This is a genomic window from Mucilaginibacter sp., assembly GCF_039925265.1.
GTDB lineage: Bacteria > Bacteroidota > Bacteroidia > Sphingobacteriales > Sphingobacteriaceae > Mucilaginibacter.
On sequence record NZ_JBDSZG010000028.1, the window covers coordinates 17,319 to 33,180 of the forward strand.

Sequence of the window (15,862 nt, forward strand, 5' to 3'; positions counted from 1 at the left end):
TGAAACTACAGGTATGTAAACTCGCCGCATGGTTATTAAGTGCTTTTTGCCGTGGTGTTACTTATTGCCATATGTATTAACTTTGCGCCATGGCCCGTTTATCTGTAAATATCAATAAAATAGCTACACTGCGCAATTCGCGGGGTGGCAATAACCCCGATCTGTTACAAGTAGCAAAGGATTGCGACCGTTTTGGCGCGCAGGGAATCACCGTACACCCCCGGCCCGACGAAAGGCATATCCGTTATAACGATGTGTTCGAACTGAAAAAGATAGTTACTACCGAGTTTAACATAGAAGGCAATTGCGAGGAACAGAAGTTTGTGGACCTGGTGCTGGCCAGCAAGCCAGAGCAGGTTACCCTGGTGCCCGATATTTTGGGGCAAATAACCAGCAACCACGGCTGGGATACCATAACTAACCAGGCTTATCTGCAGGATATTATCAAGGTGTTTAAAGATGCAGGTATCCGCGTTTCGATATTTGTAGATCCGGTAATAGAAATGGTAGAGGCTGCCGCCACAACCGGTACCGACCGGATAGAACTTTACACCGAGGCCTACGCTACGCAATATACCCAAAATAAAGAACAGGCAATTGCGCCGTATGTAAAAGCGGCAGACGTAGCGCACAAACTCGGCCTGGGCATAAACGCCGGCCACGACCTCGACCTACACAATCTTAAATATTTTGCCGAGAACATCCCCGCGTTAGATGAGGTGAGCATTGGCCACGCGCTGATAAGCGATGCCCTGTATTATGGTTTGGAGAACACCATACAAATGTACCTGCGCCAGCTGGCTTAGCGAAGAATGGTAACGTTACCAGACAGTATATCGCCCCGTTTTAGATTGATCATGTAGTAGTATACGCCAGCGGGCAGTGGTTTGCCATTATAGGTGCCGTCGAATGGCTTGGCGTACCCCGTAGACTGAAAAACAGATTTTCCATAACGGTTAAATATATTTACCGTGGCATCGGGATAAGTATCGAGACCTTTGATCACCCAGTAATCGTTTATCCCATCGCCATTGGGGGTAAATGTGTTTACTATATCACCTGTTAGGGCGCTTAAAAATACTTTAACTTCCGTACGGTCGCTTTCGCAATAACCATAGGTTAGGGTTATGAAATAACTTCGGCTTTCGGTTACGGTAACGTTAAACTTGCCGCCGCGAACTTCTGCAATAGCATCTGGGCTGGTTTGAGTATCGTACAAACGGTAAATGGCCGTTTCGAAAGGAGCGGTTACTACAATAGTCCCGCTTCCGTTACCATAAACTTTAATGTCTTTTGCTTCGGGAGTAGTAGGGGTAACCGATTCTTCTTTTACCTCGAAATCGAGGTCGCCGGGGGCGCAGGTGCCGTCTTCTATATGCAGGCGATATTTGCCTTTGGCTACATTGCTTATAGACGACTGTGTTTGGCCAGGGAGCGCGTTACCCGCCTCATCAAACCATTGGTAAGCATAACTTGCCGAACCGCCTGTAAACACTGAGGCACTTATGCTGCCTGTACCCACACCACACCGGATGTTGGTTGGCGTGCCTGGCTTGGCCACCAATTGTGGATATTCCCCAACTGTAAACTCTTCCGGATACAAGTAGGGGCAGTTGTTTTGGTTGGTAAGGATAACCTTATACTTGCCTGGTGAAAGGTTGTTAGCTGTTCTGGTGAAGGCCACGTCTTTACCCTGCGCGTTTACCCAGCGATAGGTAAATGGTTGCTCGGGTGCATTATCGGTGTTGAGCGATATACTACCATTATTAAGCGCATAGCACGATTTGGTAGGTGTTGCAATGAAACCTGTAAATATGGTGGCCTCGCCGGAAAGTATTTCGAAATCTGAATAATTGCTGCATGTGGCGTTGCTATAGGTTAACCTGTAGTGGCCACCTGCTACGCCTACCAGATTGAGGTTGTTGCCGGCTGTTGTGTTGTTATCGGTATTAATCCATAAAAACGTAGTGGCGCCTGGAGTTTCCAACCCAGTGATCTCGCCCGTGTTTTTACCGCAAAAATCTGTTTTCTGTTTATAATTCGCACCTCGTATTAACTGCACACCGTCATCGCTGCCAACAACAATAGGATCGCTTTGTACAGCAGTACACAGGCTGCCTCCACTAACAGTAAGGGTATAAGTGCCCGCCTGCACAAAAGAGAGGTCTTTTAAGTTACCCTTTACTTCGTTCCGCTCATTGGTCCAAACGTAAGTAAAGGGAGCTCCGGTTGGTGTAACGGTAACGTTTTTAATGGAGCCGTCGCCGTTTTCACAGGTGGCATTCTTCACGACTTTATTGGCGATATTGATCGTGATGTCATTTAATAGCGGAATGGTAATAGCCGCCGTAGAAACAGGGTCGCATTGTGTTTCATCCGTTACTGTTAAAATGTAATTGCCCGGTGGTTGGTCGGTAAGATCGGCACGTGTTCCTACTTCTGTATTTTGTTCGTTCTTCCAGCTGTATATTAGAGTGCCTGTGCCGGTTGCTGCGATTCCTGTAATACTACCGGTAGTTTTGCTGCAGGCAGAAGGATTAACCGCCTGGTTAGCTTGGATTATGGCGGGGCCGTTGGAGTTTGTTAGCGTGACAGGGCCGTAGATTTTTTCGCATCCATTAGCGCCTTTCACATGCATCGAATAAGTGCCCGGGCCCATACGTTCTAACGATATGGAGTTTGATGCTACCTGCCCCGTGTTATCATTTATCCATTGTATGGTAACGAGGGCACCCGACGGGGTATTTACGAGAACGTATCTAACGTAGCCGTTGGCAAGTCCGCAAGAAGGGTCAACTATAGTCGGGCGGCTCCCGTCGATAGAAAAACTATTATCCCTTACCTCGTAAAAACCCGTAACCGAAGAGCAGGTGCCGTTATCAACCCTTAGCCTGTAATGCCCCGGCGGTACGTCAACCAGGTCTATATCTGTCCCAACAATAGCGCCGTTAATATCAAGCCATTGTATGTTTGTGGCATTTGCATAGGCAAAGCCCGTTATAGAGCCATCCGCCCCGCACTCCGCAGGGCTTACCACTGCATCTTTGGTGATTACGTTAGGTGCAGAGAAAGGCGAGGTTGCGCCCCGGCTGGTAGCCGTGCCAACCACCGCGCCGGCCAATGGGCCTGTATAGCTCCAGTTGCCGGCGGCATCTGCTGTAACGGTAGCTATATATGTTTTACCCTGGCAAAGCTGGCATTCGTCGGTATAAAATAACTCAATATCTGCGTTCGGCGTGGCCGTGCCCGATATTTGTGTTGAGCTTTTATTGGTTACATTGATAGCAGGTATGGGCACCGGGCTATTTTGGATACTGATGGGTTCTTTAATATTGCAGAAGAAACTGTTTTGCGAAAGCGTTACGGGCTGGCTGTTGACCATAATTACGCCGTTTTCGTTATAGGCAATAATGTTATTGCTTATAGTCCCTTTTGCTGTAGCATTATAAATAGAGATAGCAACCCTATTGTTTAAATTTGCGCCGGACGATACGCCCACACCGAGGCGGTTGTTGGATATAATATAATCGGTTTGTATGCCAAACACTGCAATGGCGTAACCCAGCCCTGATAGTACATTGTTTGTAATGGTGAGATTGTTGGTCACATTAGCAGATATGCCATAGGCCGAAAAAAAGTTTCCAATAAAGGATGGCCCAACAACGGCATTTCCGGTATAATCTGTCCCTAAAAAGTTGCCCAGGATATTTACGGTTTGGCACCTGGTCAAGAATATCTCCCCTTGCCCGTAATCTGTAAACACGTTACGCTCGCCGGGCAAAGTGCCGCCTATGCCTATATTGGTGCAATCCGTAAAATTACTGGCTGCGTAGTTTTTATAGGGTGTAAGGCCGTCGTATTTTAAACCTGCCATATTGCCCCGCAGGTAAATACCGGCACTCCCGGTGGCTATAATACCGTTTCTTAAATTGCCGAATAAGTTACCGGTGCCTGAACCTCCGATGGTAATTGCGCTTGAGTTTTGTATCGAAATACCGTCTACATCGTTAGGGGGAGTACTGTTTAACCAATTGCCTTTGAATGATACACCAAATATTTCAACGTTGCTTACATTGATAAGTTTAAGCAGGGCGCGTAAGGGGTTATCAACATTTAACGATAGGATGACAGAGGCATCGCTCACACCAAAAGGCCCACCCAACTGCGTTGCAGCGTTTATTTCCAGGTTAGATGATACATTTGGTAATTCGGTTTGCAGTATTATCGTCCGTCCCGCCTCGCTCACATCAGGCAAATTAAAATAGATAAAATCCTTTTCGGTGCTCCCATTCGCTGCCGCCAGCGTTAAAGCCTCCCGCAAAGTCCCTGGGCCGCTATCGGCATTGCTGGTTACGGTAAACACCGCAGCCTTTGCACTGAAAGCACATAAAAAGAGAATGATAAAAGTAAAAAGCCGGTTATAGTACATTAATTATTCAACCTGCAAAATAAGGATTACAGGAGCAATAAAATAATTTAATGCAGAATAGTTAGATTGCCGCTTATTTTGTCAAAACATACCTGCTGCCTAAGGTCTATCATGTAATAGTAAACACCAGCTGGCAGCTGCCGGCCCTTGCTTTGCCCATAAAATGGGCTGCCGTAGCCAATAGAGCTAAAGACCATTTGGCCATATCTGTCAAATATCTTAATATCGGCGTAAGGAAAGCTTTCTATACCGGTGATTTTCCAATAATCGTTTACACCGTCGTTGTTGGGAGTAAAGGTGTTGGGGATATTAACCGGGAACACTACGGTTTCAACTATTTTAGTACGCTCGCTTTCGCACTCGCCATGTTTGCGTGAGATATAGAAATCAGTTGTTTTAGTAATGGCGCGGTAAAATTCACCCGTGGCGTTACTGTCTATCGCTACACTTTCCTGTTCGGATGCGTAAAGTTTAAAAATGGCGGCCGTATCGGGGTTAGTAACTACGATGTGAACAGTGCCCGGCAGGCAAAGGGTAGTGCCGTCTGCCTTTGGCGGTATAATAGCCCACGAGGTATTAGTAATGGTAAATACGTGCCTGGCAAAGCAAGTAGGTGGCAGTTCCACAACAAATTCATACCGGCCTTCAGCAGCATTTGACAATCTTTTTAACTGGCCTACAACCTTGCCGGTTGCAAGATTGGTCCAGGTGTAGGTTATTCCTTTCGGAGCGGCGGACGGGAGGCCAATTAAAACAGGGGTCACACTGCCGCGATGTTGATTACAGCGGTCGTTAAAAACGCTGCTCTTTTCAACGTCTATGGCTAATTCGGTTACAGTTTCGGGAAACGAAGCCAATTTTATCGGACATCCCCCGTCTGTTTTTTTTACATAAAGGCTGTAGGCACCCGGGGGGGCGTTTTTGAGTTCGGCTGTGATTGGGCTCATATTGCCGAACAATCGTCCCTCTGATGCTATTCCAATGTTATCGGTTAAGCCGTAATACCAGGTAAGTTCTGGCCCACCCAAAGTAACGCGAAGTTTAACAGCAATGTTAGCTGTTTGGCTGGAGCAATTAGGAGCGGCTATTGTAAAATCGATAATATCAGGAAGCTCAAAATCAGGTCTTATGATGTATGGCTGGGTCATTTTGGCACAAGCAGCTTTGTCGTTAGATGCCGTAAGTATATAAGTACCAGCCGGGCTGTTAAAAAGATCAGGCGTGATGGTTGATGTGTACTCTTTGTTGGTTTCGGTGTTTTTCCAGGTGTATAGCGTTGCGCCGGTAACTACCAGGCCTTTAATAAAACCATCGCTGTTACAGGTAGATGAACCTACTTCTGCATCGCCATCAAATATTTTTATGACGTTTAAACTCTCCAGTACAAAATCTCTCGAATACACAGGGTCGGTACAGCCGCTGTTATCGGTAACCTCCAGCCGGTAGGTACCCTGGCCAACGCCCGTAAGGTTAGAGGCTCGCGAAACTATATTGCCCGCCTTATCGCGCCAGATGTATGACGGTTTAGTACCTTCGGATTGTGCTGTAACGCCCAAAATACTCCCATCATTGTTTCCGCAATTGGGTTGCACTATATTCAGGTTATCATACAAGATAACGGGGCAATCAAAAGCTTTTATTTTGGGCGCGGCGAACGTGTTTACCTGCATAAAAAGGCACCATATACATAACGAACCCATTGCGTAGTTTGCCGCTTTCATAAAACTCTTGCGAAGTTAAATATACAATTCTTTAACCATTGTAAATGCCTTGTCAATATCATGTTACTCAATTGTTACTAATGACTAAAATTGTACCTTTGCACTAAATTTAAGGGACACCCATTTGATGAAGCTGAACGTAGATTACCAGGAAAAATTCCAGCACAGGCATATAGCGCCAAACCAGGCAGATACCGATAAAATGTTAAAAACTATTGGTGTGGAAACGCTTGACCAACTGATAGATGAAACCGTACCGGCTAAAATAAGGCTGAAAGCGCCATTGAATTTACCTGCCGCCAAAAGCGAGTTCGATTACCTGAATACGCTAAAAGTAACGGCATCAAAAAATAAAGTTTTTAAATCGTACATCGGCCAGGGTTATTATGACGTGATCGTTCCGGGTGTGATACAGCGTAATATTCTGGAAAACCCGGGATGGTACACCCAATATACACCCTACCAGGCCGAGATAGCACAAGGCCGCTTACAGGCGCTGCTGAATTTCCAAACCATGGTTATTGATTTGACCGGGATGGAAATTGCCAACGCATCCCTGTTAGACGAAGGTACCGCCGCTGCCGAGGCCATGTTTATGCAATACAGCCTCCGCAAAAACCAAAAAGCCAACGTGTTTTTTGTGAGCGAAGAGGTGTTCCCGCAAACCATTGATATTTTAAAAACCCGCAGCGAGCCTTACGGTATTAAGCTACAAATAGGAAACCACAGCAATGTGGAATTAACCGACGATATGTTTGGTGCTATTGTACAGTACCCTGCCGGCAATGGCGAGGTGTACAATTACAAAGGCTTTGCCGATCAGTTGCACGAAAAAAATATAAAATTAACCGTTGTTGCCGATATTATGAGCCTTACCCTGCTCACCCCTCCGGGCGAATGGGGAGCGGATATTGTAGTAGGCAGCACCCAACGTTTTGGCGTGCCAATGGGGTTTGGCGGCCCGCATGCTGCTTACTTTGCTACTAAAGAAGAGTACAAACGCTCTATCCCGGGCCGTATTATTGGTGTAACCATTGATGCCGCCGGTAACTACGCCCTGCGCATGGCCCTGCAAACCCGCGAGCAGCACATCCGCCGCGATAAGGCAACCTCCAATATTTGTACCGCGCAGGCTTTACTGGCTATTATGGCCGGTATGTATGCCGTGTACCATGGCCCTAAAGGGGTTAAATTGATAGCGGAGCGTATCCACGGCTTAACCGTGCTACTGGCTTCGTCGCTTAACGAATTAGGTTACGAGCAACTGAATAAAGTTTATTTTGATACCCTGAAATTCAACCTTAGCGTATTAGCCGGTCCGATACATTCTGAGGCGTTAAATAACGAATCGAACTTCCATTACAACGGTACTGAGGTTACCATCTCTTTAGATGAAACTACTTCGCCTGAGGATGTGAAAAACATTGTGCGTTTCTTTGCTAAAGTGAAAGGCAAAACATTAACTGATGCCAATTTCGATGGGCTGAAGGAAAACGTTGAATCGGTGATCCCTGCAGATCTGCAGCGTACATCGGCTTACTTAACACATGCCTTATTTAATTCGCATCACAGCGAGCACGAGATGCTGCGTTATATTAAATCATTAGAAACCAAAGATCTTTCGCTTTGCCACTCGATGATAGCACTGGGTAGTTGCACCATGAAACTGAATGCCACTACCGAAATGGTACCCGTTACCTGGGCGGAGTTTAGCAAAATGCACCCCTTTGCACCAACCGACCAGGTAGGCGGTTACATGCAATTGTTTGATGAACTGAACAAATGGCTGAGCGAAATTACCGGCTTTGCCGCAATGAGCTTACAACCAAACGCCGGTGCGCAAGGCGAATATGCCGGCTTAATGGTTATCCGTGCTTACCATAACGATAGGGGCGATAGCCACCGTAACATTGCTTTAATACCATCATCTGCACACGGTACCAACCCTGCATCTGCAGCGATGGCCGGGATGAAGATCGTGGTAGTAAAATGCGACGAGAACGGCAACATAGATGTTGAAGACATGCGTGCCCGCGCCGAGCAATATAAAAACGAACTAAGCTGCCTGATGGTGACTTACCCATCAACCCACGGCGTATTCGAAGAGTCTATCATCGAGATCTGCGAGATCATTCACGCTAACGGCGGCCAAGTATATATGGACGGCGCTAACATGAACGCGCAGGTAGGCTTAACCAGTCCCGCCAATATTGGTGCCGATGTTTGTCACTTAAATTTACACAAAACGTTCTGCATCCCACACGGTGGTGGTGGCCCGGGCATGGGCCCAATTGGTGTTGCAAAACACCTGGTACCTTACCTGCCGGGCCATGCTGTGGTTGATATTGATAATGGTAAAGCTATCCACGCGGTGTCATCGGCACCATGGGGTTCTGCATCTATCCTGATCATCTCTCACGCTTACATCGCTATGATGGGCGGCGACGGTTTAACCAACGCTACCCGCTACGCCATTCTGAATGCTAACTATATCAAAACCCGCCTTAAAGCACATTATAACGTGTTGTACACCGGCAGCAAAGGCCGCTGCGCGCACGAGATGATCCTGGATTGCCGCTCGTTTAAAGCTTACGGCATCGAGGTAGTGGATATAGCCAAACGTTTGATGGATTACGGTTTCCACGCACCTACAGTATCTTTCCCGGTTGCGGGTACGGTGATGATAGAGCCAACAGAATCGGAACCAAAGCATGAGCTCGACCGTTTCTGCGATGCGATGATCTCTATCCGCCACGAAATTGCCGATGTGGAAAGCGGGCTTTCAGATAAAACAGATAACCCGTTGAAGAATGCACCACACACCTCTGCCGTAATTACCGGCAACGAGTGGGAACATTCATATACCCGTCAAAAAGCAGGTTTCCCGCTGCCATACGTAGCCGCTTACAAATTCTGGCCATCGGTTGGTCGTGTAAACGATACCTACGGCGACCGTACATTAATATGCTCATGCCCGCCGCTAAGCGATTACGAGTTTGAAGAAAGCGAAGTAACCACGCCGGAATACGGAACGTGAGAGTAGATGTGCAGATGTGTGGATAAAATGCTTAGATTGAGGCTCCTGTTTTAGGGGCCTTTTTTATAGGCTACAAATGAGTTGTTATTGATGCAACATAGCAAGAAAACGATAGTCTTTTGAATAATAGCATGGCAGATATTGAAGATATTTATATAGCAATTGAATTTTCGAAGCGAAATGAAACTGTAGAGGCATTTACTCAAAAATATTTGAAAGGATTTAAGGAGTCAGCCACTTACTACGAATACCCACGTTACAAAGGTGAAACCGAATTTGAAACAGACGACTACAAATTAATGATGTCATATGTATTAAAACGGGAGAATATTGAATTCAGATTTTATTTTGAAAATAAGACTAATAAAGAAACGTCCTTCGCCATGATTTTTTTTAACAAAGATGGGTCGGTGTTTTTAGGGCTCGGGGTTGAACGCAAGTTTATGTCGAAATATGAACATCAACTTAAACATGACTTTAATTCATCGTTAATTATGTTTTGTTATCATACTGTGCCGCCTGATAATTTGGCTGAGTTTAAATCCTTAATTCTAACTAAATGAACGGCTATATTACGGGTGATCTGTTTATTCTATTTGCCGACGTTATTCTGCTAATCCTCAAATCCTGTAAATTCTGATTCAGACATTTTATCCCAACACAGTCATCATAAACTCCACTGCCCCATCCGAATGTAAAGCCGCTGTAGATTGCATCGTCATATCCGCTGTTTCGCTTGCGCGGACAAGCATTTGCTTTTCGTAGATCGAAATGGCAGACAAGGTATCCGCAAAATCCTCACTCAACAAGCATTGCGACAATTCCAAGGCATCCAGCATAGCCATGTTTACACCTTCGCCGGCATAGGGCGGCATCAGGTGGGCAGCATCGCCCAGCATGGTGAGGTTTGGGAGGGTTTCCCAGGTTTGGTCTAACGGCATACAGTATTGGGGGCGGGCAAAGAAAGGGCCGCTGGCGTTTTCGAATAGTTCCAGCCAAATCTCGTCCCAGCCTTTGTATTCGGTTTTAAACCAGGTAAGCACTTGTGCTTTGTCTGTAAAATCTATCCCGCAATCGCTCAGCCAGTGCTCATCACAATTAAAGCCGGGATAAAATACCAGGCTGCCATCGCCTTTGCTGCTTACAATAAGCGTTTTTGCATCGCCAAAGGCGAAGACCTTCCCCCCGTTTAGCAGTTTGTGCATGTTCGGTATCGTTTCGGCAGAATTATAAACCGCGCCTTCTATAGCGGTAACACCGGCGTAAAAGGGCTTAATAGGGGTAAGGTACGGGCGCAGTTTGGAGGTAGCGCCGTCTGCCGCTATTACCAAGTCGGCATAGATGGTATCGCCATTTTTAAAGGCTACATTCCAACCGTCGCACTGTGCAGACAGATTTACAAATTGGCTGTCCCAAACCACCGTGCCCGGCAATAGCGATTCAAGCAAAATATTCTGTAAAGGGCCACGGTCTATTTCGGGGCGCACGGTGTCTCCGCGCGGGCTTGCGTCATCGTCGTGCAGCAGGTTGGCGTGTTTATCTGCAATGCGCAGGGCATCCGCACCGGGGCGAAAGTTGGCCCAAAAGGCTTCCATCAGTCCGGCTTCATCCAAAGCCGCCAGGCCCGATTCTTCGTGCAAGTCCAGCGTGGCACCTTTGGCCCGAGCATTTTTGTGCGCGTCGCGTTCGTAAACTTTAATATCAGCGCCATTCATTTGCAAAAGGCGTGCAAGGGTTAGCCCACCGGGACCGCCTCCTATAATGGCTATTTTTTTATTGTTGATGTTATTCATGTTTTAAAAGCGGTCTGTTCATCCGCTTATCAGGGTAGACGAGTAAGCAAGAGAAACATTTTAAATAATCTGCAGAAAACAAATTTCAGATGTGTAAAACAATGTCGTTTACTTAAGCTATTTAGTAGCCTCACCTAAACCCTCTCCAAAGGAGAGGACTTAAAGCCCTTCTCCTTTGGAGAGGGGTTGGGGTGAGGCTATGCAGCAAACCAACCCTTAAGTAAACGACATTGATGTGCAAATGCTTGTGGTCATCGCCTTAGATTTTTCCATCTGAAATCCGCACATTTGCATATCTGCAGATTAATACATTATGATAGCTCAAACCCCGCAACCGCCTTATTATGCTGCTATATTTACTTCGATACGAACCGCCGGTGATGACGGCTATGGAGATATGGCCACCGAAATGGGTGAGCTTGCCGCCCGGCAGGACGGTTACCTCGGCATAGAATCTGCCCGTAACGAAACCGGAATCACCGTTTCTTATTGGGCCAGTTTAGATGCTATTAAAAACTGGAAAGCCGTAAGCAGGCACCAATTGGCACAAAAATACGGTCGCGATAAATGGTACGAAAGCTATAAAGTGAGAATTTGTTTGGTAGAACGTGATTACGAATTTTAACAAGCCCGTTCATTACAAATAGCGAGATGTTCGCGATGATAACCTGACTGGAGTTTTAACCAATCAGCCATATTTAGTACAACAGATTTTTGCCTGTTTTTAGTTCAATTCACGGGTGGATTTTTTGCCAAATTCATAATAATGCCCGAATTTGTAACATGCGGTGCCGCACACACGTAACATTCCTACTATTAATGCTATACAACTGTAAGTTTTAATTACTTTGCACTACTTCCGGAAAGTTTGTAATAAATGTATATTTACAACTATTAGGAGTAAAACCTTTTTAATTTTATTTCCGTATAAGGAACAGATATGAGCCCTAATAATACCAAAGCCGTAAGCGTTTTGTTAGTTGATGATGATGAAATAAACAACTTCATCTCCATTAAACTGATAAAGAAAGCGTTAACTAACACAGACATCATGGCATGCCTGAATGGGAGATTTGCGATCGATCAGCTCGCAGAAATTCAACGGAAGGACCCAAGCAAATTACCCGACTATATTTTGCTGGATATTAACATGCCTATAATGAATGGCTGGGAGTTTTTGGACGAATACAAGCGCATCAACCTCGATCCGCTGGGCAAAAGTAAAATTTATATCATTTCTTCATCCGTTTTCAGCAACGATATCAACAAGGCGCGCTCATACCCGTTGGTAAAAGATTTTGTTTCGAAGCCGCTTAACGTGGAAAAAATAAAAGAACTTTTTGGGGTTAAAGAAGAGGCGTAACCGTAAACTGTTCGTCCTGGTAACTTATATTGCCAATCGCGTTAGCCCTTGCGTGGTAAAACAGGCATGTATATCCTTCAGCTGCTGCTTTTTTTCCATATTGTATCCGCAGTTCTGCCGATCGGTGCCCATCGTAATCGTATTTAGCTACAAATTTTCTGATCAGTTGCTCCGGTTCCGGTAGTTCGTCTCCGCCAAAAAAAACTTTGCTGCCTTCTGTATCAAACCAAAATACCTGGTGGAATTTGCTATGTCCACCGCTCCATTCATAAGTGATGCCGGGCTTAAACTCGCCAGCGCCTTCTACCAGCGTCATTTTTACTTTATCCTTCAGCCCTTCAAAAATATCTTTATGGTAGGATGATGACGCGCCCGTTAAAGCAAACTCCCATTCCTGTTTATTAATAACATGCTCTGCATCCGGGAAACTTGGCTCCAGCTTACCCCCGCGCTCTGCTACCAATCCGCCGGAATGGTCGTAATGCAGGTGGCTCATCAGCACCAGGGTAACTTCCTCTGGGTCGAACCCGGCGTTGCGGATATGCTGATGAAGCAAAAGTTCGTCGCGGGTATCTTTATAGCCAAGGCCTGCGTCAAGCAAAATGAGGTCGGTATTGGTTTTGATGAGGAAAGGGTTCACATGGATAAACAGCGAACCGGGGCGGTCGCGCTTGTTATCCGTCTCCGGGTTAAAAGGGATAAATTTTTTGGTACTATCAACCGAATATGAGCCCTCGCCTAAAGCAAAAATTTCCATGTGCAAATATAAAGGGATAATTGTAACGGTTTAGTCATAACGTGTGTCTATTAGATGGCGGGTAATTTGTAGCTAATTATAGCCAAACAGTTAAAAACTGTTAAATTTTTTATAAAACACTTTGATATACGAAAACTATCGTAGATATTTGTACGAAGGAATTCGTAATAAAGAGAACATGGAACTGAAACCAACAGAAAGCGAGCTGGAAATTTTACAGGTAATTTGGAAGAAAGGCCAGTGTACAGTACGCGACGTGCACGAGGAGCTTGCCAAAAGCAAAGAATCGGGCTATACCACTACCCTGAAACTGATGCAGATAATGCACGAAAAAGGCCTGGTTGAACGTAACACCGACGCCAAAACTCATTTGTATAAAGCGGTGATCACCCGCGGCGAGGCGCAGCAGGGCGCATTGGATAAGATCATATCCACCGTGTTCAAAGGCTCCACTTCCGACCTGGTTATCCAGGCGCTGGGGCAGCACCGCGCATCAAAGGATGAGATAGACGCCATTAAGAATTTCCTCGATCAGTTTGATAACAAAGCGTAGAGGTTGGAGGTAAGAGATTAGTCGGAACTGTCAGCGTTAGTTTTTAGGATTTAGAGCTTAGATTTTTGAATTTAAAAATATGGAAAGCCTTTTTTATAACATCAGCCAGGTTTTAGGTATCGCCATTCTGCATTCGTTATGGCAGGGGTTGGTGATTTGGTTCCTGTTACGTGTGGTGTTCAGCACGATGCCATCACTGTCAGCCGTAAAAAAATACAATATGGCTGCGGCGGCTATGCTGGGTATTGTTGCCTGGTTTATGGTAACCTTGTTTAACGAGGCCGGCAATTTTAACTGGTCGCCGGTAGCCAATGTGCCATCTGCAGGCTTTGTGCCGCAGGCGGGGCTGGTAAACCAGCTTTCGCCTTTTAAAGCGGAGGCAGATAGGTACTATTATGTTATAGCAGGTTACTTGCCCTACATTTCTGTACTCTACCTAACGGGTTTAGTGGTAAACCTGCTTAAGTTGAGTTATTGCAGGGTAAAGTTGTTCCGTATTAAAAAAGCACTGTTCCCGGCGGGGGACATGCAGTGGCTGGTTGACGATTTTTCGGAAAGATTGAATATCCGCCGCTATGTTAGCGTAAATTTCAGCTCGCTTGTTGATGTGCCCTGTATGATAGGTTACCTTAAACCCATCATCCTTTTACCAATTTCTTTATCTGCAAACCTCTCTGTGGCCGAAACAGAGGCAATTTTACTGCACGAACTCGCCCATATTAAACGTAACGATTATTTGGTAAACCTGCTGCAGCAGGCAATAAATTCCTTATTGTTCTTTAATCCTTTTGCCCAAATGGTTAACCGTTTAATAAGCGCCGAGCGCGAAAACTGCTGCGATGACCTGGTAGTGGAAACTACCAATAACCCATTGGTATACGCCCGTGCATTGTTAAAACTTGAAGAAAGCAGGCACGCAAACCTACAGCTGGCTCTGGCCGCCAGCACCAACAAACATTATTTATTAACCAGAATTGAACGCATCATGAAAACCCAACAAAAAATAGGCAATATACGCCACCTGGTGCTTGCCATATTACTTTTAGCCGGCAGCTTAAGCAGCATTGCCTGGTTAAACCCCGAAATTAAGAATGGTAAAGTAACCGTTAACGCGGTAAAACCTGTAGAAGTTATTAATAAATTAAATAGCCTGTTTGCAGATACTACCCGTAAAAAAGCTGTTAAAGCAAAAACTGCAAAAGCCAAAGCAACAAAACTTTATAAGGAGAAACTGGACAAGGAGCAGGACGGCTTTAATTTTAATTACGGCCCCAGCGACCCTGAACTGGAGCGCCTGAGTGCCGATATACAAAAGCAAAGCGAAATACTGAACAAGTATTACGATAGCCCCGAGTTTAAGACCATAACAGACGATATGGAAAAGCGCGGAAAAGAAATAGGCGATTTTTATAACAAGGACGAAATGAAAACGCTAAGCGCCGATATGCAAAAAATTGGCGAGGAGTTTAGCAAAAAGTACAGCCACAACCCCGATGTTGAAAAATACAGCCAGGACATGGGCGACCTGGGTAAAAAAATAGAGAAGTATTTTAGCTCGGCCGAATTTAAGGATATGAACGCAGCGCTGAAGAAAAAGTACAGCATCACCAAGGATTATAACGACAGCCGTGACGAGAACTATAAAAAATACCAGGACGAACTGCATAGCAAACTCCCTACAGAAGTAAAGCAACAAACCGAGCAGATGCGTACCCTCGGCGAAAAAATGCGCGGCTTTTACCAGTCGGACGATTATGTTGCATCGCGCGACAAAATGCGTACCGTAAGCGATAGCATGCGGCAGGCGTATAATAACCCGGCTATTAAAGAGCAGCAGGCAGAGATGCGTAAGCTAAGCGAAAAGATGCGTAGTTATACTAATAGCCCCGAGCTTGAGCAGGCCAAAAAAGCGATGCGGGCCGCTTCAGCACGTATGCGCGCTTACACGCAATCGCCGGCTTTTAAGAAAAAGATGGAATTGTACCGCAAAAGCATGAAATCGTACAACTTCAACTATAATTATAATAATGACGAGCGCGTAGAAAAGCCGGAGAAACCTGAAAAGCCGGAGAAGCCTGAAAAACCGGAAAAACTGGAAAAGCCAGAGAAACCGGAAAAAGAAAGTATTGAGAAGCCTGAAAAACCGGAGTCGCCGGAGAAACCATAGGCGTCGACCTTAACGCCATGCTGACTTTATTTCAGCATCCCA

Annotated in this window: 11 protein-coding genes; 7 read left to right on the forward strand and 4 right to left on the reverse strand. The window is 45.6% G+C overall.

Annotated features, from left to right (window positions below):
• Nucleotides 1-89 precede the first annotated feature (89 nt).
• On the forward strand, nt 90-806 hold the full coding sequence (locus ABIX36_RS13085; protein WP_348082610.1) for a pyridoxine 5'-phosphate synthase: 717 nt from the start codon (nt 90-92) through the stop codon (nt 804-806).
• Here the strand turns inward: ABIX36_RS13085 and ABIX36_RS13090 are convergent.
• Together ABIX36_RS13090 and ABIX36_RS13095 are read right to left on the reverse strand one after the other, a co-directional pair.
• Nucleotides 803-4,429, reverse strand: coding sequence for a gliding motility-associated C-terminal domain-containing protein (locus ABIX36_RS13090; RefSeq protein WP_348082611.1), 3,627 nt, complete (start codon nt 4,427-4,429; stop codon nt 803-805). The two genes, ABIX36_RS13085 and ABIX36_RS13090, sit on opposite strands and share 4 nt — an antisense overlap.
• A 47-nt stretch (nt 4,430-4,476) precedes the next feature.
• Nucleotides 4,477-6,150: a gliding motility-associated C-terminal domain-containing protein gene (locus ABIX36_RS13095; RefSeq protein WP_348082612.1), complete on the reverse strand. Its 1,674-nt coding sequence runs from the start codon at nt 6,148-6,150 to the stop codon at nt 4,477-4,479.
• A gap of 127 nt (nt 6,151-6,277) precedes the next feature.
• On the opposite strand from ABIX36_RS13095, the gene gcvP reads away from it, so the two are divergent.
• Together gcvP and ABIX36_RS13105 are read left to right on the forward strand one after the other, a co-directional pair.
• Entirely contained in the window at nt 6,278-9,187 is a 2,910-nt protein-coding gene (gcvP, locus tag ABIX36_RS13100) for an aminomethyl-transferring glycine dehydrogenase (protein WP_348082613.1), read from the forward strand.
• A 131-nt stretch (nt 9,188-9,318) separates the two neighbouring features.
• A complete protein-coding gene (locus ABIX36_RS13105; RefSeq protein WP_348082614.1) occupies nt 9,319-9,750 on the forward strand; it encodes a hypothetical protein in 432 nt (143 codons plus the stop codon).
• Between the two features lie 87 nt (nt 9,751-9,837).
• Here ABIX36_RS13105 and ABIX36_RS13110 read toward each other — a convergent pair whose 3' ends face one another.
• Nucleotides 9,838-10,980, reverse strand: coding sequence for an NAD(P)/FAD-dependent oxidoreductase (locus ABIX36_RS13110; protein ID WP_348082615.1), 1,143 nt, complete (start codon nt 10,978-10,980; stop codon nt 9,838-9,840).
• Nucleotides 10,981-11,293: 313 nt separating this feature from the next.
• Here ABIX36_RS13110 and ABIX36_RS13115 point away from each other — a divergent pair, with 313 nt between their 5' ends.
• Nucleotides 11,294-11,605 (forward strand): antibiotic biosynthesis monooxygenase, encoded by a 312-nt coding sequence (locus ABIX36_RS13115; RefSeq protein WP_348082616.1) that lies wholly within the window; start codon nt 11,294-11,296, stop codon nt 11,603-11,605.
• A 315-nt stretch (nt 11,606-11,920) separates the two neighbouring features.
• Nucleotides 11,921-12,343, forward strand: coding sequence for a response regulator (locus ABIX36_RS13120; RefSeq protein ID WP_128535516.1), 423 nt, complete (start codon nt 11,921-11,923; stop codon nt 12,341-12,343).
• Here ABIX36_RS13120 and ABIX36_RS13125 read toward each other — a convergent pair.
• On the reverse strand, nt 12,327-13,100 hold the full coding sequence (locus ABIX36_RS13125) for an MBL fold metallo-hydrolase (RefSeq protein ID WP_348082617.1): 774 nt from the start codon (nt 13,098-13,100) through the stop codon (nt 12,327-12,329). The two genes, ABIX36_RS13120 and ABIX36_RS13125, sit on opposite strands and share 17 nt — an antisense overlap.
• A 148-nt stretch (nt 13,101-13,248) precedes the next feature.
• Between ABIX36_RS13125 and ABIX36_RS13130 the strand changes: the two genes are divergently transcribed.
• Together ABIX36_RS13130 and ABIX36_RS13135 are read left to right on the forward strand one after the other, a co-directional pair.
• Nucleotides 13,249-13,653, forward strand: a complete 405-nt coding sequence (locus tag ABIX36_RS13130; RefSeq protein WP_348082618.1) for a BlaI/MecI/CopY family transcriptional regulator — start codon at nt 13,249-13,251, stop codon at nt 13,651-13,653.
• Between the two features lie 79 nt (nt 13,654-13,732).
• Nucleotides 13,733-15,820 (forward strand): M56 family metallopeptidase, encoded by a 2,088-nt coding sequence (locus ABIX36_RS13135; RefSeq protein WP_348082619.1) that lies wholly within the window; start codon nt 13,733-13,735, stop codon nt 15,818-15,820.
• Nucleotides 15,821-15,862 lie beyond the last annotated feature (42 nt).

Excerpts from the sequence above, each read along its gene's own strand:
- ABIX36_RS13085 (WP_348082610.1), top strand. The coding sequence starts at position 90 with ATGGCCCGTTTATCTGTAAATATCAATAAAATAGCTACACTGCGCAAT.
- ABIX36_RS13120 (WP_128535516.1), top strand. The coding sequence starts at position 11,921 with ATGAGCCCTAATAATACCAAAGCCGTAAGCGTTTTGTTAGTTGATGAT.
- ABIX36_RS13090 (WP_348082611.1), bottom strand. The coding sequence starts at position 4,429 with ATGTACTATAACCGGCTTTTTACTTTTATCATTCTCTTTTTATGTGCT.
- ABIX36_RS13125 (WP_348082617.1), bottom strand. The coding sequence starts at position 13,100 with ATGGAAATTTTTGCTTTAGGCGAGGGCTCATATTCGGTTGATAGTACC.
- ABIX36_RS13105 (WP_348082614.1), top strand. The coding sequence starts at position 9,319 with ATGGCAGATATTGAAGATATTTATATAGCAATTGAATTTTCGAAGCGA.
- ABIX36_RS13110 (WP_348082615.1), bottom strand. The coding sequence starts at position 10,980 with ATGAATAACATCAACAATAAAAAAATAGCCATTATAGGAGGCGGTCCC.
- gcvP (WP_348082613.1), top strand. The coding sequence starts at position 6,278 with ATGAAGCTGAACGTAGATTACCAGGAAAAATTCCAGCACAGGCATATA.
- ABIX36_RS13135 (WP_348082619.1), top strand. The coding sequence starts at position 13,733 with ATGGAAAGCCTTTTTTATAACATCAGCCAGGTTTTAGGTATCGCCATT.
- ABIX36_RS13115 (WP_348082616.1), top strand. The coding sequence starts at position 11,294 with ATGATAGCTCAAACCCCGCAACCGCCTTATTATGCTGCTATATTTACT.
- ABIX36_RS13095 (WP_348082612.1), bottom strand. The coding sequence starts at position 6,150 with ATGAAAGCGGCAAACTACGCAATGGGTTCGTTATGTATATGGTGCCTT.